Source organism: Staphylococcus sp. EG-SA-15, assembly GCF_017151895.1.
GTDB lineage: Bacteria > Bacillota > Bacilli > Staphylococcales > Staphylococcaceae > Staphylococcus > Staphylococcus aureus.
The window spans coordinates 40117-59928 of record NZ_JACVZN010000006.1; the positions used below are offsets into that span (position 1 = coordinate 40117).

14 protein-coding genes and 1 riboswitch are annotated in these 19812 nt (G+C 33.6%); of the genes, 3 read left to right on the top strand and 11 right to left on the bottom strand.

From position 1 onward, the window contains the following. Nucleotides 1-36: 36 nt before the first annotated feature. The 4 genes from sasC to IDG64_RS04995 form a co-directional block, all read right to left on the bottom strand. On the bottom strand, nucleotides 37-6597 hold the full coding sequence (sasC, locus tag IDG64_RS04980; protein ID WP_001050536.1) for an LPXTG-anchored aggregation protein SasC: 6561 nt from the start codon (nucleotides 6595-6597) through the stop codon (nucleotides 37-39). A gap of 325 nt (nucleotides 6598-6922) precedes the next feature. Further along, the gene (locus IDG64_RS04985; RefSeq protein WP_000836465.1) at nucleotides 6923-7234 is read right to left on the bottom strand and encodes a rhodanese-like domain-containing protein; all 312 of its coding nucleotides are present in this window, start codon (nucleotides 7232-7234) and stop codon (nucleotides 6923-6925) included. A 21-nt stretch (nucleotides 7235-7255) separates the two neighbouring features. Next, nucleotides 7256-9673 (bottom strand): leucine--tRNA ligase, encoded by a 2418-nt coding sequence (gene leuS, locus IDG64_RS04990; protein ID WP_001557386.1) that lies wholly within the window; start codon nucleotides 9671-9673, stop codon nucleotides 7256-7258. A 287-nt stretch (nucleotides 9674-9960) separates the two neighbouring features. Then, nucleotides 9961-11142 (bottom strand): MDR family MFS transporter, encoded by a 1182-nt coding sequence (locus IDG64_RS04995; RefSeq protein ID WP_001025061.1) that lies wholly within the window; start codon nucleotides 11140-11142, stop codon nucleotides 9961-9963. 109 nt (nucleotides 11143-11251) lie between these two features. Here IDG64_RS04995 and mnmL point away from each other — a divergent pair, with 109 nt between their 5' ends. After that, on the top strand, nucleotides 11252-12205 hold the full coding sequence (mnmL, locus tag IDG64_RS05000) for a tRNA modification radical SAM protein MnmL/YtqA (RefSeq protein ID WP_000526539.1): 954 nt from the start codon (nucleotides 11252-11254) through the stop codon (nucleotides 12203-12205). After that, nucleotides 12202-12765, top strand: coding sequence for a tRNA 5-(aminomethyl)-2-thiouridylate-methyltransferase MnmM (gene mnmM, locus IDG64_RS05005; RefSeq protein ID WP_000764419.1), 564 nt, complete (start codon nucleotides 12202-12204; stop codon nucleotides 12763-12765). The genes mnmL and mnmM overlap by 4 nt, the downstream gene beginning before the upstream one ends. A gap of 119 nt (nucleotides 12766-12884) precedes the next feature. On the opposite strand, the gene IDG64_RS05010 is transcribed toward mnmM, so the two are convergent. The 3 genes from IDG64_RS05010 to IDG64_RS05020 all read right to left on the bottom strand — a co-directional run bounded on the left by IDG64_RS05010 (nucleotide 12885) and on the right by IDG64_RS05020 (nucleotide 14807). After that, entirely contained in the window at nucleotides 12885-13286 is a 402-nt protein-coding gene (locus IDG64_RS05010) for a transcriptional regulator, SarA/Rot family (protein ID WP_000757543.1), read from the bottom strand. A gap of 571 nt (nucleotides 13287-13857) precedes the next feature. Next, nucleotides 13858-14685, bottom strand: a complete 828-nt coding sequence (locus IDG64_RS05015; protein ID WP_000266096.1) for an alpha/beta fold hydrolase — start codon at nucleotides 14683-14685, stop codon at nucleotides 13858-13860. 2 nt (nucleotides 14686-14687) lie between these two features. Beyond that, complete coding sequence (locus IDG64_RS05020) at nucleotides 14688-14807, bottom strand: hypothetical protein (protein WP_001790712.1); 120 nt, start codon at nucleotides 14805-14807, stop codon at nucleotides 14688-14690. 111 nt (nucleotides 14808-14918) lie between these two features. Here IDG64_RS05020 and IDG64_RS05025 point away from each other — a divergent pair, with 111 nt between their 5' ends. Continuing rightward, a complete protein-coding gene (locus tag IDG64_RS05025; protein WP_001196354.1) occupies nucleotides 14919-15920 on the top strand; it encodes a proline dehydrogenase family protein in 1002 nt (333 codons plus the stop codon). A gap of 121 nt (nucleotides 15921-16041) precedes the next feature. On the opposite strand, the gene ribH is transcribed toward IDG64_RS05025, so the two are convergent. Genes ribH through ribD form a run of 4 tightly spaced genes read right to left on the bottom strand, consistent with a single transcriptional unit; the run spans nucleotide 16042 to nucleotide 19393 of the window. Then, nucleotides 16042-16506, bottom strand: coding sequence for a 6,7-dimethyl-8-ribityllumazine synthase (gene ribH, locus IDG64_RS05030; RefSeq protein WP_001008551.1), 465 nt, complete (start codon nucleotides 16504-16506; stop codon nucleotides 16042-16044). A gap of 12 nt (nucleotides 16507-16518) precedes the next feature. Continuing rightward, on the bottom strand, nucleotides 16519-17700 hold the full coding sequence (ribB, locus tag IDG64_RS05035) for a 3,4-dihydroxy-2-butanone-4-phosphate synthase (protein ID WP_001159022.1): 1182 nt from the start codon (nucleotides 17698-17700) through the stop codon (nucleotides 16519-16521). A gap of 10 nt (nucleotides 17701-17710) precedes the next feature. Beyond that, nucleotides 17711-18343, bottom strand: a complete 633-nt coding sequence (locus IDG64_RS05040) for a riboflavin synthase (protein ID WP_000493892.1) — start codon at nucleotides 18341-18343, stop codon at nucleotides 17711-17713. A gap of 6 nt (nucleotides 18344-18349) precedes the next feature. Beyond that, nucleotides 18350-19393, bottom strand: a complete 1044-nt coding sequence (gene ribD / locus IDG64_RS05045; RefSeq protein ID WP_000077358.1) for a bifunctional diaminohydroxyphosphoribosylaminopyrimidine deaminase/5-amino-6-(5-phosphoribosylamino)uracil reductase RibD — start codon at nucleotides 19391-19393, stop codon at nucleotides 18350-18352. A 126-nt stretch (nucleotides 19394-19519) separates the two neighbouring features. After that, nucleotides 19520-19655, bottom strand: a riboswitch (FMN riboswitch). Nucleotides 19656-19812 lie beyond the last annotated feature (157 nt).

Sequence of the window (19812 nt, forward strand, 5' to 3'; positions counted from 1 at the left end):
CTAAAAAGTGTCGTTATATTAAGGTCATTTCGTTAATTATGATTCTTTTTCGTTTTTAGTACGTCTTCTAGCTAACAAAGCCGCACCTGTAATCAGTGCAAATTCTTTCAATGGTAAATCCATTCCTTCAGAACCTGTATTTGGAAGTTCTTTTTCAACTTTGCGCGATTCATGTGTCTCTTCTTTTTTAATAGGCGTACAAACTTTTGGAGCTGGCTGAATTTCTTTTGGTGATACTTTCGTCGCTTCAGCTGGTAATTTAATTGCTAAAATTTCATCAACAATGAATTGCGTGTGTTGTTTGATGTCATTTAATGTCGCATCTTCATCAATCATTCTATTGCCATCTGCAACATATTGATCAATTAATACTTTTACTTTAGCTAATTGTTCTGGTGTTGCGATCGCTTTGAATTTCGCATATGTTTGTTGAGCAATGTTATCAATGCGCAGTAAGCTATTTTCTTTTTCAGTAATTACTGCTTCTATATCGCTTAATGCAACATTAAATCGTTTTAAAACTGCATCAACATCAGCATTAGTGCGTGCTGTTTTTAATTCTTCATCCATTTGTAATTTTAAAGCAGTTATAGCTTTTAATGCATCAGCCTTATTACGATCACTTACTTTTCGATAATTTTGCACTAAAGCAGTGACGCGTGCAAGATCATCATTAATCGTTTTTTCAGCATCTGGCTTTTTAATAGGATGTACATCTAAATCATGTATTGTTTGTAGATTTAATGATGCTGTTTTATCAACTTGTGCATTGCTACGATCTTGATCAATTTGTCCAATAGCAGTGTCATAAATATTTTGTAACTGTGCTAATATACTATTTCTTTCTTCTACCGTTGCTTGAATATTCGCTTCAATTGCTTGTTTTTTATCGTTGAATAATGTTGTCAATTGTTCTCGAGCAGACGCCTTTCTGTTAATAACAGGTTCGATTTCACGAATTTCGTTTTTTTCATTATGCAATAAATATGCCACATCAGCATTAGTCACTGCACTAGCAATTTGTTGTTTAGCTTTAATTAACTCTTTTTCAACTTGTGCAATTGCAATATTTTGTTCTTCATCTGTCGCTTCGTTATTTGCTTTAATTAAATTAATTTTATTTGTAGCGATATTTTGAATTTGTTGTAATGCTGTTGTTTTAACTGTTGTCGCTGGTTTAATTTTTGAAATAATATTTTGAGCATTTATACTATCTTGATTAACTTGGGCAGTCTTATCTGCATGATTGATCTGATCAATAGCCTGATTAAGTGCTTGTTCTACTAAATGTTTAGCAGCTAGTCTTTCTTCTTCAGTTGATAAATCGCTTTGATCGATTAGTGCATTTTGAGCTTCGGCTTTTACACCAACAGATTGACGCGCTGCTGGTTTAACTTGAACTTTAGGTAAAATCACTTTGATGTTGTCGTTGCCATCAGTCTCAGTTCGATCCACTTCTGCATTCGTTTTGTTTTGTGCAATGTCATTTTTAATTGTATTTACAATTTTATTTAAAGTATCAATAGCAACATCTCTTTCATCTTGAGTAGTATCCAACGTATTTCGGATTGCATCGAGTTGATTTTTATTATTTTCTTCAATGCTATCAAGCGCAGCTCGTTTACGTCTTACTTTAGGTTTTATTTGCTCTATTGCCTTGATTGTTTGATTTCTAACATCAGTAACAGCAGCATCTTGATTTGTATTTTCTATTTCTTGTTGCGCTTGTTTGAGTGTGTCGCTAATTAATTGATTCGCTTCATCTAATTCATCAACTGTTGCATGTGGTGTATCTTTTATTGATTCTACTTGATTTTCTGCACTTGCTTTTATTGCTTGTTGTGCTTCAGGCTTAATTACAATATGAGGTTGTACACCTTTTAGTGTAGCAATGCCATTTGTTTCAACACGTTTCACATCATTATTCGTTACTGCTTGATTGATGTTTTGTAATGCAAGTTTTTCATTATTCGCTAATTGATTTAAAGCAACTTGTTTTTCTTCATCAGTCGCATGTTCAGCTTGCTCTATTTCTTGCTTTTTAGTCTCATATTGTTGCTTTACTGCATCTCTAGCAGCTGCTCTAACAATATGTTCAGGCGCTACTAAAGCAATGCTATCAAGCGCTTGACTTGTTGTATCATCAACTTGTTGATTTGTTCTATTATTCGTAATATCTGTCATGGCTTGATTTACAAATTCATTGATTTTATCTAGTGCTACTTGTCTTTCTTCTGCTGTTGCTTCTTTATCCTGATTAATCTTAGCACGTAATTCATTCGCTTTTTGATTGATTTTTTCACGTGCAGCTGGTTTAACTTTTGTTTCAGGTTGAATAATTTTAATCGCTGATACACCATTTGTTGCTGCTTGATTCACCTGACTATTCGTTTGAGCTTGGTCAATAGCTGCAAGTGCTTTTTCTTTTTCTTTTGCTAATGCTTGTGAAGCAACTTCTTTCTCATTATCTGTTGAATCAAGACTATTATCAATTTGCTGTTGCTTTTCTTTAACAGCTTTTTCAATATCTGCAATTGCCTTTGGTTTAATTACTACTTCAGCTTCAACATTATCTATAGCATTTACCGCTTGATTTGTAGTTGCGTCTACCTGATCATTTGTTTGGTTTTGATTAATTTGATTAAATGCTTGATCTTTAAGTTGATTGATTTGATTAACAGCAGCCTGCTTTTCTTCGTCAGTTGCATTAGGTGTTTGTTTAACCGCTTCAATACGCTTCGCCACTTCAGCAGTGATTTTATCTCGCGCTGCTTGTTTTTTTACTACGCCAACTTGAACAGCATCGATATTATTCTCTGCTACTGTCGCAGCTTGGTCTACTTCTGCATTTGTGTTAGCTTGTTTAATACTTTCAATAGCTTGTTGTCTGTCTTGATTTAAAGTATTGATTGCAGCATTTTTCTCATCATTCGTTGCATCTGGTGTAGCATTGATTTCAGCTAATTTAGCATTATAATGCTGATTGATTTGTGCTAATGCTGCAGGTTTTTTAACAATATTTGGCTGAATCGCATTAATTGCTTTTGTACCTAATTGTTGCGCTTGATCTACTTCCGCATTTGTATCAGCTTGATTTATATTATTAATTGCCGTTGCTAACTCTTGATCCACTTGATTTAAAGCCACTTGCTTTTCTTCAGTTGTTGCATTTGTGTTTTGATTAATTTCTTGCTTTTTAGCAGTTGCTAAATCATTTAATACACCTGTAGCAGTTTGTTTCTTCGTTACATGCGGTTGAACTGCGCCGATTTGATTGACTGCATCGTCTCTAATACTATTGACCATCGCAGTAGTAGACGTCACACCAATATCAGTTAATGCTCTATTTTTAAGTGTATTGACACGATTTATCGCTTCTTGTTTCTCTTCTCGAGTCGCGCCAGGTGTTGCATTGATATTTGTTATCGCCTCTCGCGCTTTATCATTTACAACATTGCGAGCATCCGTTTTAACTTGTGTTGCCGGTTGAATCACAACTATATTTTGTGTGCCCTGATCTTTTGCTTGTGCAACTTCTTGATTCGTATCTGCTGCATTAATATTTTGCTTCGCTGTGGCTACAGCTTGATCAAGTAATTGTTGTGCTGCTTGTTGTTCTTCGAGCGTCGCATCATTATTATTAAATATCGTATTATGTTGCGTTTCCGCACTTTTATCAATGGCATTTTTTGCATCTGTTTTTACCTTTGTAGCTGGTGTAATTGCTTGTATTCCTTGTATCGCATTTGTCTTCACTTGTTCCACTTCAGCATTGGTATTAGCGTTTAAAATGTTTGTGTTTGCTGCAGTTACAGCAGCATTCACTTTGTCAATTGCTGCTTGTCTTTCTTCTTGAGTCGCATCAGGATTAGCATTGATCTCTGCGATATGTTGTTGTGCATCATGTGATACAGCATCCCTTGCAGCTTGCTTAACAACAGTTACAGGAGCAATTGGATTAATGGCATTTAGACCATCTCCTTTGGCGTTATCAACATCAGCATTTGTTGTTGCTTGATTGATTTGTTCTAAAGCATGGTTGGTTGCTTGAGTTAATTCGTTCAATGCTGCATTTTTCTCTTCCTGAGTTGCTTCTCTATTACTATTTATTTGTTGTCTTTTCGTTGCTGTTGCTTGGTTAATTGCATCTCTTGCAGCTTTTTTATGAGTTACTTGAGGAACAACTGCTCCAATAGTATTGATGCCATTATTTTTAGCTGTTTCAACGTCAGCATTTGTAGTAGCATTCGTAACATTATCAATAGCATCTGTTTCATCCGTAGCTAATTGATTTATTGCATCTTGAATCTCGTCTTCAGTAGCATCTGGTGTTGCATTGATAATTTCCCTTTGTTTCGTTGCTTTATCACGTATTGCTTTTTTAGCATTTGGTTTAACAACCGGTGTTGCAGTATCCCCACTTAAGGTCTGTATACCTTGATCTTTGATTCTAGTAACGCCATCATCAGTCGTTTGGTCACCAATATTACCAATTATTTCATTTTTATGTTCCTCGATAACTTGTATTGCTGCTTGTTTTTCTTCATCTGTCAATTCATCATTTTGATTAACTAAATCTTCCATTTGGTCAACTTTTTTATTAACTGCATTTTCAGCATCAACACTTCGAATTAACGTATGTTGCATTTGATTAGTTAATGAATCAATATCTGCTTGAGAAACTCTTTTATTTAATGGTACATTGTTACGATTTTCATCTAAAATCGTTTGTGCGCGTCGTTTCAGACCATTAAAGATATCTAATGACGCAAATGTATAATCAGCTTGTTGAATACGTCTGTCAACTTCGGCTTGTAATGCATCTTTATTCATGATGATATCGATAGTATATGGATTTGTATTTATAGTATGACTTTCTGCAGCTGAATTAATGAAATCTTGTGTATATGTTTTATACGTTAATGTCTCGTTAAATGTTACTGTTCTTGGTGTCGGCACATTATTTACACGTAATTTATATCTTAAATCGAGTATTTTATCAGGCATAAGTCGTGCCGGAGAGTTTGCTGTACCTCCTCCAGTACTTTTAATTGTTATCACACGATTTGCTGCATCATATGTAACATTCATATCATTAACATCAACGCCTGAATTGTTACTTGGAAAATCTTTAGTCAATGAATTGTTCACATATTCAACACCTTCAGGTAATTGAACTTGATATACAAAGTCATTTGTATCTAGAGAAGCACCAGAATTACCATTATTCTTTAATGATGTTGTTACAGTAAACTCTTTATTATTTGTTGCTGTTGGATCCATTGTTCGTCTTTCAACATAAACATGTGACCCAGAATGAAGTCCGATAGAGTCAACAAAGCTATAGTATTTGTAACCATCTTTTAGTTGATAAATGCCACGCGCATCTGTTATTGCGTCATTTTTAGGTACAAATTGAATTTTGAGATTTCTCACATTATCAGGTACTTTAAATAAACGCAAAGTTGGACCGCCTTCAACAGTCTTTTCAGCAATCGTATCATTAGTATCAGCATTTTTGATAATAACATTTGTTGCGCCTTGACCGTTTTTAGTAGTCATTGTATTAAATTCAAAGATTAATTCAGAATTCGGATTTACTGTTAATGCTTTCTCGATACCATTAAAATCGCCATGGTCATTCGTATCAGTTCCATGTATACGACCTAATGCAATTACATTTCCTTGTGCTTGATAGTTCTTAGCATCAGCTGAATCAAACATACTTGTTCTAACCATCGCATGACTAAACACACCTACTTTACCACCATTGATAAGTGTAAAGCCTGGTAAATTATCAACAACTGTTACTGATGGTACAGAACGGTTGGTACTTGGTCTAATACCATTGTCATCAAATGACAGCACTTCGTTAGGTGCATTTTGTCCTGCATTATTGGCATTAGGATCAGTTGTAGGCGTGTATGGCGCTGTAATTGCAACTGGTGCACCACCGTTTCCTGCCGCTGCAGCCGCTGGATCTGCTGGAGTTGCATTAGGATCTGCCGGTGCCGCACGTCTACTTCTCTTTTTCGGTCTATTAGATGCTGGTTCAGCAATTGCAACTAGCTCTGGTTTATCTGAAGAATGACGAACATCTTCTTGAATTTCCTTTAAAGTTAGATGTCCTCCTGAACCATTTTCATTTGTTTTATTTGGTACATTTAATGTGGTATTATTCGACACTGCATCATTATTATTAGCGTTTGACACTGTCTCAGTTGCTGTTGTATTGCCATCTGTATGATTATTGTTTTGTGCTGAAGGCGTACTTGATTGCACTGATGTTGGCGTAGCTTGATTTACTATACTACCATTATTATGATTAACCAATGCTTGATTCGTTGCTTGATTGGTTGTTGCAGATTGATTAGGTGTATTCTGCGCACTATTTGCTAAACCTCTATTATTAGCAACATCTTTATCTTGTGAATTTACAGGTGTTGCTTGATTAGTATCGCTTTGTACATTATTATCCGTAGTTAAGGCTTGTGCACCATTTGGGTTTGAAAGTAATAAAACTGTTCCGATTAAAGTAGAGAATATGCCTACTTTATACTTCCTAATACTATATTTATTTTTCTTTAACAAATTCATTTCATTTTCCTCCTGGTTGTCTGTTCTCTGCTGTGTTGTTAAGAATTATGCTAAAAATATACGCTCCCTCATATTATGTTTATAGCTATATTATTTTGTACAATATTTTAAGTTCACTCAATTTTATCATCATCATTTTATAAAATAAAGTTTTATTTTATTACAATTTAGTTTCCGTTTTGTAATTAAAATCTTAATAAAACATAACAAGAACGCTTTAGATTGTTTTGTAACAGAAAGTAATTCATACCAAAAAACACCAAGCAACCGAAACGTTACTTGGTGTCATTACAAATGTAATATTATTTTAAATTATGTCACTACTTTAAATACTTTTTATTTCCAAACCTTCATCGCCCCATGCGTGCATGCCGCCTTCGACATTTACAGCATCAATGCCATTTGCCTCTAAATATTCTACAACTTTAGCGCTTCGAACTCCACCAGCACATACAATATAATATATTTCATTTTTATTAAATGAATTTAAATTATCCGGAATGGTATCCATTGGAATCAACTTTGCATTAGGAATATATCCCATTGCTGTTTCTTCGTCAGTACGAACATCAACAATTTGAACTGGTTTAGATTCTAAAAGTTTGTTTTTTAATTCATCTGTAGTAATTGACTTCATTTCAAAGTCCTCCTTAAAACATTATTTAGCTACAATATTGACTAATTTTTGAGGAACAGCGATGACTTTCATGATGTCTTTACCTTCAATACTCGCTTTAACATTGTCATTAGATAAGGCAATTTCTTGCATTTCTTCTTTTGATGTATCTTTAGCAATTTTAATTTTAGCTCTCAATTTACCATTCACTTGAACAACGATTTCTACTTCATCATCTACAAGTAGTGCTTCGTCATAAGTTGGCCAAGGTTGGTACGTAATAGACTCTTCATGTCCTAATTTTGACCATAATTCTTCACCGATATGTGGTGCAATAGGTGCTAACATTTTAACGAAGCCTTCAATGTAAGGTTTATAAACTTCATCAACTTTATAACACTCATTAATAAATACCATTAATTGACTAATAGCAGTATTAAATCCTAATGTTTCAAAGTCTTCTGTTACCTTTTTAACAGTTTGGTTATAAACTTTATCTAAAGATTTATTATTTGTAGTTACAATTTTTGAACTCAATGTCCCATCTTCATTTACCATTAAACGCCATACGCGATCTAAGAATCGACGAGACCCATCTAATCCTTTTTCACTCCATGCAATTGCAGCATCTAAAGGTCCCATAAACATTTCGTAAAGACGTAAAGTATCTGCACCATGAGACTGTACTATATCATCAGGATTGATTACATTTCCTTTAGATTTACTCATCTTCTCATTACCTTCTCCTAAAATCATACCTTGGTTAAATAATTTTTGGAAAGGTTCTTTAGTAGGTACGATACCCAAATCATAAAGGACTTTATGCCAAAATCTTGCATATAATAAGTGAAGAACCGCATGTTCTACTCCACCGATATATAAATCAACAGGTAACCAATGTTTTAATTTTTCAGGATCTGCTAACATATTTTCATTTTTAGGATCGATGTAACGTAAATAATACCAACAACTACCTGCCCATTGTGGCATTGTATTTGTTTCACGACGTCCTTTCATACCTGTTTTTTCATCTACAACATTTACAAATGAATCAATATTAGCTAGTGGAGACTCACCAGTCCCTGATGGCTTGATTTCATCTGTTTCAGGTAACAACAATGGTAGCTCTTCTTCAGGAACAGTTGTCATTGTTCCATCTTCCCAATGAATGACAGGAATTGGTTCGCCCCAATAACGCTGACGACTGAATAACCAATCTCTTAATTTGTAATTAACTTTCTTTTCGCCAGCACCTTTTTGCTCTAATAATTGAATAGCTTTAGTAATTGCCGCTTCATTTTCTAAACCATCAAGTTCACCAGAATTAATATGTTTACCTTCACCAGTGTATGCTGCTTCTTCAACATTTCCACCTTCGATGACTTCAATGATTGGCAAATCAAACTTTTTAGCAAATTCATAATCTCTGTCATCATGCGCTGGTACTGCCATAATTGCTCCAGTACCATATGTTGATAATACATAATCAGCAATCCAAATTTGTACTTTTTCACCAGATAAAGGATTAATTGCATATGCACCAGTAAACACACCTGATTTATCTTTTGCTAAATCTGTACGTTCTAAATCCGACTTTTTAGAAGCTTCTGTTTGATAAGCTTTTACTTTTTCTTTATATTCATCAGTTGTAATTGAATTAACTAATGCATGTTCAGGACTTAAGACTAAGAATGATGCACCATAGATTGTATCTGGTCTAGTCGTAAATACTTCTACTTTTCCTTCCGTATTATCTACATCAAATGAAACTTTGGCCCCTTCAGAACGTCCAATCCAATTGCGCTGCATATCTTTTAAAGATTCAGGCCAATCTAAATCATCTAAATCTGCTAATAATTGATCTGCATATTCTGTGATTTTAAGTACCCATTGTTTCATCGGCTTACGATAAACTGGATGTCCACCACGTTCAGAGACACCATCAATCACTTCTTCGTTAGATAAAACAGTGCCTAATGCTGGACACCAGTTAACTGCAACTTCATCAACGTATGCTAAACCTTTGTTATATAACTGTATGAAAATCCACTGTGTCCATTTATAGTATTCTGGATCTGTTGTATTAACTTCACGATCCCAATCATAACTGAACCCTAATTCTTTAATTTGTCGTTTAAAAGTTTGGATATTTTTCTTTGTAAATTCACGTGGGTCGTTGCCAGTGTCTAAAGCATATTGCTCTGCTGGTAATCCGAATGCATCCCACCCCATCGGATGTAATACATTATATCCTTGCATTCTTTTATATCTTGAAATGATATCTGTTGCTGTATAGCCCTCAGGATGTCCAACATGTAAACCAGCACCTGATGGATATGGAAACATGTCTAAAGCATAAAATTTCTTTTGACCTAAGTTATCATTTGTTTTAAATGTTTTATTTTCGTCCCAATAGTCTTGCCATTTCTTTTCAATTTGATTGTGGTTGTAATTCAACACATTTCCTCCTATTCAATAAAAAAGACACCTCTAACTATTCTATTTACATAGGGACGACATTTGCCGCGTTACCACCCTATTTCACAAAAATTGTGCACTCATTTTAATAGTAAGAGATGTCATTCATTCAATTTAAAATTAATACGATTTACATTTAGTCCTTAACACTAGCTCTCAGCATCACTAGCTTTCTGTAGAAAAGCTCCAAACGAAATTAAATTATACAAATTAATATTATGTTATAACGACATTTATTTCAAGTCTATAACGTTAATTCTATTTACTCATTATGCATCTATTTTTTTAGGTTGCGTATTATTCTCCTTGAAAACCATTAATAATATTAATGCAAATACAAGTAGTAGCATCATACCGATAAACATCATGCGCATATTAAACGCATCAACTAATACACCACCAAGAAATGGACCAAATGCTTTTCCTACTGTAGCAGCTGAATTCACAAAACCTTGGTACTGTCCTTGCTTACCATCTGGCGCTAACTGATTGGCTATAGTTGGAACTGCTGGCCATACAAACATTTCTCCAAAAGTTAAAATAATCATACCGACAACAAATATTGTAAAGTTTTCGGCAAAACTCGTGACAAAGAACGACAACATAAAAATGATGATGCCGACAAACATTTGCTTCTTTAAGTTTCCTTTTAACAGATAGAGAATCGGTTTAATTAATGGTTGTGCTACTAAAATCATTATTCCGTTAATTGTCCATAAAACACTATATTGTGCCATTGAAATATTAATAGATTGTGTAAATGAAGCGATTGTAGACTCCCATTGAATATATGCAACCCAACAAATTGCAAACATTGCACAAATTAGTACTAATGAAATAAATCTTGCTTTATTCTTTTTACCAGTAATATCTAAATGAGTTGGATATTTAACTTTCGCATTAATTTCAATATTAAATTGCGTTACCGCGACAAGCGCAAACACAACATACATAATAAGATTGGCTAAAAAGATATAGTTAAAGCTAAATTCTGCGACAAAGCCGCCCATTGCAGCACCGACAGCCACACCAATATTTTGCGCTAAGTATATCGCATTAAACGTTTGTCTTCCGCCATTTGGCCACACTGCTCCAGCCATAGCGTATATCGCAGGAATAATCATTCCGCCACCAAACCCTAACATTACAAGCCATACAGCATACCAAGGCCACCCGTGAAAGAAATTAAGTAGCGTTGTACTACAAAGACAAGTGAAAGTTCCAATTAAAATCGTCTTGTATCCACCTAATTTATCAAATAGTGAACCACCTAATAAGTTTCCAATAACCATGCCAAATGAATTTATCATTAGCACTAAACCAGCAACAGTTAAACTTTTTCCAAGTTCTTGTTTCATATAAATTGTATTTAAAGGCCACAAAAAACTGGAACCAGTAATATTTAACGCCATGCCAATTACTAGCCACCAGACTGATTTAGGTATATTCATATTTCATAGTTCCTCTCTCTTTTTTGTCAAACTATAATAAACACTATAACATTAAAATATGTTAAAATCTGTACTTAGAACTCTTTTTTTATAGAAAGGAAAATGACATATGGGCAATCATTTCCAATACGCTTTTGAAAACAAACGTTATCACACATGGAATTACCATTTAAAAAATAAATTTGGACAAAAAATATTTAAAGTTGCATTGGATGGCGGGTTTGACTGTCCTAACCGCGATGGCACTGTAGCACATGGTGGATGTACATTTTGTTCTGCTGCAGGTAGCGGAGACTTTGCAGGTAATCGTGCAGATTCAATCGCAGTACAATTTAAAGAAATTAAAGAAAAGATGCATGAGAAATGGCACGAAGGAAAATATATTGCTTATTTTCAGGCATTTACAAATACACATGCACCGGTTGAAGTATTAAAAGAAAAATTCGAACCTGTACTTAAAGAACCGGGTGTTGTGGGATTATCTATTGGTACGCGTCCTGACTGTCTACCAGACGATGTTGTCGAATATTTAGCAGATTTGAATCAACGAACATACTTATGGGTTGAATTAGGACTACAAACAATCCATCAGTCAACATCTGATTTAATCAATCGTGCCCATGATATGAAAACTTATTATGATGGTGTGGCAAAATTACGTAAGCATAATATCAATGTATGTACACACATCATTAATGGCTTACCTGGCGAAGACTATGACATGATGATGGCTACTGCCAAAGAAGTTGCACAAATGGATGTACAAGGTATTAAAATTCATTTACTTCATTTGTTAAAAGGTACACCGATGGTAAAACAATACGATAAAGGTTTATTAACTTTTATGACTCAAGAAGAGTACACAAACCTAGTTGTGGACCAATTAGAAGTGATTCCCCCTGAAATGATCGTTCACCGAATTACCGGTGATGGTCCAATAGATATCATGGTAGGTCCAATGTGGAGTGTTAATAAATGGGAAGTATTAAATGGCATCGATGCTGAATTAGCACGTAGAAATTCTTATCAAGGCTTGCGTTACAAGTCTAAGGTGAAGCAATGAAATTAGAACGTATACTCCCTTTTTCAAAAACACTTATTAAACAACATATAACACCAGAAAGTATTGTTGTAGACGCAACTTGCGGTAACGGCAATGACACTTTATTTTTAGCCGAACAAGTACCAGAAGGACATGTTTATGGTTTCGACATTCAAGATTTAGCTTTGGAAAATACACGTGATAAAGTTAAGGATTTCAATCATGTTTCTTTAATAAAAGATGGACATGAAAATATTGAACATCATATAAATGATGCACATAAAGGTCATATTGATGCAGCCATCTTTAACCTAGGTTATTTGCCTAAAGGTGATAAATCTATCGTGACAAAGCCTGACACGACAATCCAAGCTATTAATTCATTGCTATCATTAATGTCAATTGAAGGTATTATTGTACTTGTTATATATCATGGTCATAGCGAAGGACAAATTGAGAAGCATGCATTGCTTGATTACTTGAGTACTTTGGATCAAAAGCATGCGCAAGTTTTGCAATATCAATTTTTAAACCAACGTAATCATGCTCCATTCATTTGTGCCATAGAAAAAATTTCTTAAGCATTTGCTGCGCTATACTATTTATAATTTAGGATTGAGTAGTCAACATTTGAAAAATTAATACCAACAACAAAAAGAGGTTTTCAACTTAATGAAAACCTCTTTTTATGCTATTAAACTTACACAGCAATAATTGCGTTTAAACTATTTTGCATTGCTGTTGCTCTACTTGCAATCGCATCACTGATGAAATTCAACAACTCTACTTTCTCTTGTTGTAACTTTTCATTGAAATGAATAATAACTGTTCTTTCATCGTCAACAGGACGCTCTTTGTAAATCCATTCTAATTCAACTAAATTATTATACGTTCTCGTACGCTTATACGGTTTAACTTCAACAAATCTGTCCATTTCTTTAAGCGTCATAGAACCTTTTTGCCATAAAGTTAGTAAAATTAAAATTTCTTCTCTAGACATTTTGTATTCGCTTTCAATCTCGCTGAAAATTGAGTTAATGTCACCCAAAAGTGTTTCTAATTGCAAAATCCCAAATACAGTGTCGTTATTTACTTTTTTCATGCTAAACATCTCCCAATTAATAATCACATATTTAGCTACCATACAAGTATTAACAAACATCCCAACAATCCCGAAACTTGTATGTGCTAACTTATGCATAAAACTACAAGTGTAAATAAACTTGCTTTCTATTCAATTGTCAAAGTTGAATAAAATTAAATAAGTATAAAAACCAATAATCAATAGAGTTAATATTTAGAAATAAGATAATAGTACATAAAACAAATCACTCTATTACATATTAATTTTATAATTTATATACAAAGAAAATATATCAATATTACCATTAAATTGCAACAATTCTACATATATTTCTTCAAAAAAGATACGCATTGAATTTTTATTACATATAACTCTCATGAAAATTGATTAAACTAAATTAATTAGTTAGCCTTAAATTTAACAAATTAAATCAAACCGAATGAGGCTAAATTGGTTATTTTTCAAGATATGATTTGTATAAATCAAAACATTTCTTACAAATCAAATGTGTATAAAATGTGATATACATTCTCAACCTTAAAAAAGTAAAAAAAAAGATGAGCATCTACTGTCTCATCTTTTTAGAATATTAAATTTCTACAATTTCGTCATCTTCAACAATAAAGCCCATTGTATTGACGCTGTTATTTAAGAAAGTCAGAATATAACGCATTACTTCATCACGTTCTGGCTCATTGTGAACCTCGTGGTAAAAACCTTGCCAAGCTTTAAAATATAATTCAGGTGTTTGATATTTTTCTTTAAACTCATCAATTGCCCTAGTATCAACAATTAAATCCTTCGTTCCATACATTAATAGCGTTGGCATTGGTTGAATGTCATGAATATGAGCCATCGTATCTTTCATCGTCTCATTAATTGTATTATACCAATGATACGTTGCTTTTTTTAACATTAAACCATCGTTAACTGTTTCTTCAACAATTTCTAAATTACGTGTTAAATCTTTTGGTTCTACACCAACATTAAAACGTGTGTCTTTTGAAATTTTACCTATATTTGAAACAAGTTTATCTTTACGATTTTTTCCATTCTTTTGAAGTTCTAGCATAGGAGAAATTAACATCATCCCCTCGATTGGCAATTCTACTTTTTCAAGTAAATTTAATAAAATCAAACCGCCAAGTCCTACCCCTAATACATAAGTAGGAATTTTATATTCATTAGCTATCTTTAACCAGTCTAGCAAACTTTCGTGATACGTTTGAAAGTTTTCAATTTGTCCTTTATTAGCTCTTGAAGTTTGACCTTGACCAGGCAAATCTCCCATAATCACATGATAGCCATTTCTTCTTAACATCGTAATAACATATGCATATCTTCCCGTATGTTCTAATATATTATGAGCAATAACAACGACGCCTTTCGCATCATTTTCAGCTTCCCACTTCCACATTATTATACTGCCCCTTTTTCATTAATCTTCAATAACATAATTATAGCAAATTCACTATGTAGATTTCTATTTATAGTATTATTGTTGTCCATATTATTATATATAAATGAAATCAACATCAATAATAGTGTAATTATACATAATTATTTTTGATTGTTTTTGATGAAAACGCTTTCTCGAATATTTTTTTCATGCTAAACTTATTGTAAACACAAGGGTTTGGAGGAGTAGCAATGGCACTATTAAAGAATTTTTTTATCGGATTATCTAATAATAGTTTTTTAAACAACGCAGCAAAAAAAGTGGGCCCACGTTTGGGCGCCAATAAAGTCGTTGCCGGAAATACAATTCCAGAGTTAATTAATACAATCGAATACTTAAATGACAAGAATATCGCTGTTACGGTAGACAATTTAGGGGAATTTGTCGGTACAGTTGAAGAAAGTAATCATGCTAAAGAACAAATTTTAACAATTATGGACGCGCTTCATCAACATGGCGTAAAGGCACATATGTCTGTTAAATTGAGTCAGTTAGGTGCAGAATTCGACTTAGAATTAGCTTACCAAAATTTAAGAGAGATTTTACTTAAAGCAAATACTTACAACAATATGCATATAAATATTGATACTGAAAAATATGCTAGCCTGCAACAAATTGTTCAAGTTTTAGATCGCTTAAAAGGCGAATTTAGAAATGTTGGTACTGTAATTCAAGCATATTTATACGATAGCCACGAATTAGTTGATAAGTACCAAGATTTACGATTACGTTTGGTTAAAGGTGCATATAAAGAAAACGAATCAATTGCATTTCAATCTAAGGAAGACGTAGATGCAAATTACATCAAAATAATTGAACAACGTTTGTTAAACGCACGCAATTTCACTTCAATTGCAACACATGACCATCGCATCATTAATCATGTAAAACAATTTATGAAAGAAAATCACATTGAAAAAGATCGTATGGAATTCCAAATGCTCTATGGTTTTAGATCAGAGTTAGCAGAAGAAATCGCAAATGAAGGCTATAATTTCACTATTTATGTACCTTATGGCGATGATTGGTTTGCGTATTTTATGAGAAGATTAGCAGAACGCCCACAAAACCTATCTCTTGCTGTAAAAGAATTTGTGAAACCTGCTGGCTTAAAACGTGTTGGCATAATTGCAGCTTTAGGAGCTACAGTTATGTTAGGTTTAAGTACAATTAAAAAATTATGCCGTAAATAGAGCAAGACATAAACAATAATTTAGGAGTCTGGAACAATAATCAATGTTCTAGGCTCCTAAATGTTATATTGGCAGTTCTGAAACATTTATAAATCTTTGATTATGAACTCACAACAGTGCTCTATGCTTTTATAGATTTTAATAAATTAGCCATTTCAATTGCACTTACTGCTGCTTCAGCACCTTTATTGCCAGCTTTCGTACCTGCTCTTTCCACAGCTTGTTCAATACTTTCAGTCGTTAAAATACCAAATATGACTGGTACATTAGTTTGATCATTCACTTTAGAAACACCTTTCGCGACTTCATTACAAACATAATCATAATGAGACGTAGCACCGCGAATTACGCATCCTAATGTAATTACTGCATCATAATTTCCTGATGAGGCTAATTTTTTAGCTACTAAAGGAATTTCAAACGCACCTGGCACAAATGCTACATCAATATTGTCTTCATTAACATCATGTCGAATCAAAGTATCTTTTGCACCTTCAAGTAATCTTCCAGTGATAAAATCATTAAATCGACTAACTACGATTGCAACTTTCAAATCTTTTCCAATTAATTTACCTTCAAAATTCATGTTAAAGTCCTCCTATATTAAATGACCCATTTTTATTTTTTTCGTTTCCATATAATCATGATTATGTACCGTTTCTGGTACGATAACTTCAATTCTTTCTGCAATATCAATGCCATATTGTTTTAATCCCTCAAATTTACTTGGATTATTACTTAATAAATTGATATGTTCGATGTTAAAATATTTTAAAATCTGTGCAGCAATATGATAATCTCGTAAATCTTCATCAAAACCTAATGCTAAATTTGCAGTTACTGTATCATATCCTTGCTCAATTAATTCATATGCGCGTAATTTGTTTAACAATCCTATGCCACGACCTTCTTGAGGTAGATAAATAATCATGCCACCATGTTCATTGATATACTTCATAGACGATTCAAGTTGAGCACCACAATCACAACGTTGACTATGGAAAATATCGCCTGTAAGGCACGCAGAATGTAAGCGTACATTTTCATGTTGTCGAATTGCACCTTTTGTCAGTACAACTATCTCTTCATCTGTGTATGTCGCTTTAAAACCATACATATCAAATGTTCCGAAATCTGTAGGCATTTTCACTTTTGCCTTAAATTCAATTTCTGGTTCTAATTTTTTACGATATTCAATTAAATCATCAATCGTAATCATCTTTAATTGATGTTTTTCTTTAAACTTTTGTAAATCTTGTCCTTTCGCCATCGTGCCGTCATCATTCATAATCTCACAAATGACACCAGCGGGCTTGGCACCAGTAAGTTTAGCTAAATCAACAGCCGCTTCTGTGTGTCCATTTCTAGCTAATACGCCTTTATCTTGTGCTACTAATGGAAATAAATGACCAGGACGATTAAAATCTTTAGCTTCACTACTAGGATCAATGAGCTTTTTGGCAGTCAATGTACGTTCATAAGCACTAATTCCTGTTGTTGTATCTACATGATCAATACTCACTGTAAATTGCGTACCAAAGATGTCGGAGTTATCATCAACCATTTGTACCAAATCCAAACGTTGTGCAATATCTTTAGACACTGGTGCGCATATTAATCCCCTTGCTTCTTTCGCCATAAAATTAATGGTATTATCGTTCATCCATTCAGTAACCGCTACTAAATCACCTTCATTTTCACGATTCTCATCATCTACTACAATAATTGGTTCTCCATTTTTTAAAGCCATTAAAGCACTGTCAATATTATCGAATTGCATGCTACCCCTCCTAAAAACCAAATGCTCTTAATTTATCTACAGATAATTGGTCTTTATCTTTATTTAAAATATTTTCAACATATTTAAACAAAACGTCTGTTTCTAAATGTACTTTATCTCCTAATTTTTTGGATGATAAAATCGTTGAACGCCTCGTTTCTGGAATAAGATGAATGTCAAAACTGTTATCATGCTTATCAAATACCGTTAGACTAACACCATCCACAGTAATAGACCCTTGCTTAACTAACTGATTATTAATATGTTGGCTACATTGAATCGTAATAATTTTTGCATTGGCTGTTTCATTTATTTTTGAAACTGTTCCTAGTTCATCTACATGACCGAGGACAAAATGTCCACCAAACCTACCGTTACCACTCATGGCACGCTCTAAATTTACTTCTGATTGTCGCTTAACATCTGCTAAATAGGTTTTATTTTCAGTGCCTTTAATTACTTGAACAGTAAAAGATGTCTGATTAAAATCAATCACTGTTAAACATGCACCATTAACACTGATGGAATCACCAATATGCATATCTGCCGTAATCTTATGTGCTTCAATTTCAATCGTCCTGACTGATTGACGAATTTGAACACTTTTAACGACACCTATTTCTTCAACGATGCCAGTAAACATGCATCATCACTTCTTTCGTAAAGTTAATTTAACATTTTGATTTAATAACTCGGAATGAACAATTTCAAATTGGTTCGCATCTGGTATCTCAATCACATCATTTGTTTGATAAAATTGATAATTTCCAGATCCGCCAATTAATTTCGGGGCATAATAGAGAATAAATTCATCTATATAATTAGATTGGAGAAATTCTGAAGTAGTGGTTGGACCTGCCTCGACTAGCAAAGTTCCAACTCCTCTTTTATATAAATTGTGAAGAATTGTTGTTAAATCACAAGACTTCAAGTAAATAATTTCAATATGTGTTTGATTGCTTGTTAAATTTGGATTTTCAGTATATATCCAAATTGGTGTTGATTCATCTTGATAAATTTGCTGATTAAAATGAATATTCCCAGACTTAGACAATATTACTTTTATAGGGTTTTTTCCATCTTGAATACGTGTAGTATATTGTGGATCATCTAATTCAACTGTACGTCTTCCAGTTAACACTGCGTCGTGTCGATGTCTTAACTTATAGACATCTTGTTTAACCTCTTTGTTAGTAATCCATTGACTTTGTCCATTATCATTCGCTTGTTTACCATCTAAACTTGCAGATACTTTCACTGTAATTTGTGGCAGTTGCTTTGCTTTTGCTTTAAAAAAGTCTTGGTATAATTGTGATGCCCGTTCATCATCAACGCATTCAACCTCAATACCGTGAGCCCGTAACGTCTCATCACCATGTGTGTCTAACGAATTGTCTTTTGTTGCGTATACTACTTTTGCTATCTTACAATCAATAATTTTGTTAACACAGGGTGGTGTTGAACCAAAATGACTACATGGCTCTAACGTAATATAAATCGTCGCACCTTCAGCATTTTGTTGTGCCATATCAAGTGCTTGAACCTCCGCATGCTTGTCACCTTTTCTCAAGTGTGCACCAATACCAACAATCCTACCTTCATTAACTACAACAGCGCCAACGGGTGGATTAACACCTGTTTGACCTTGTACCATATTTGCAAGTTGAATCGCATAATCCATAAATTGACTCAAATGATCACCTCTATAAACAAAAATCCTCACATCATGAATTAAGATGCAAGGAGAAAAATTTATCGTTAAATAAGCCTATTTGTACACATTTTTACAAATACGCTACATTATCTTTGTCGATAATTAACATTCTTTCTCCCATCCAGACTTTAACTGTCGGCTCTAGAATCTCACTAGATCAGCCACTAATATGAAACATATTAGCAGGTCGCAGGCTTTATTTACTGCCGGTTGGGAATTTCACCCTGCCCCGAAAGAATTATATATGAAATTGTTATAGATTATTTGAGTACGTAGTATGTCAACTACATTTAAAATGATACTATATGTTTTCTGAAAAAACAATTAATGACGGTTTTAATTTAATATAATCTGAGTACTATAGGCATCTCATTGATATGATTCTTACTAACAGACAT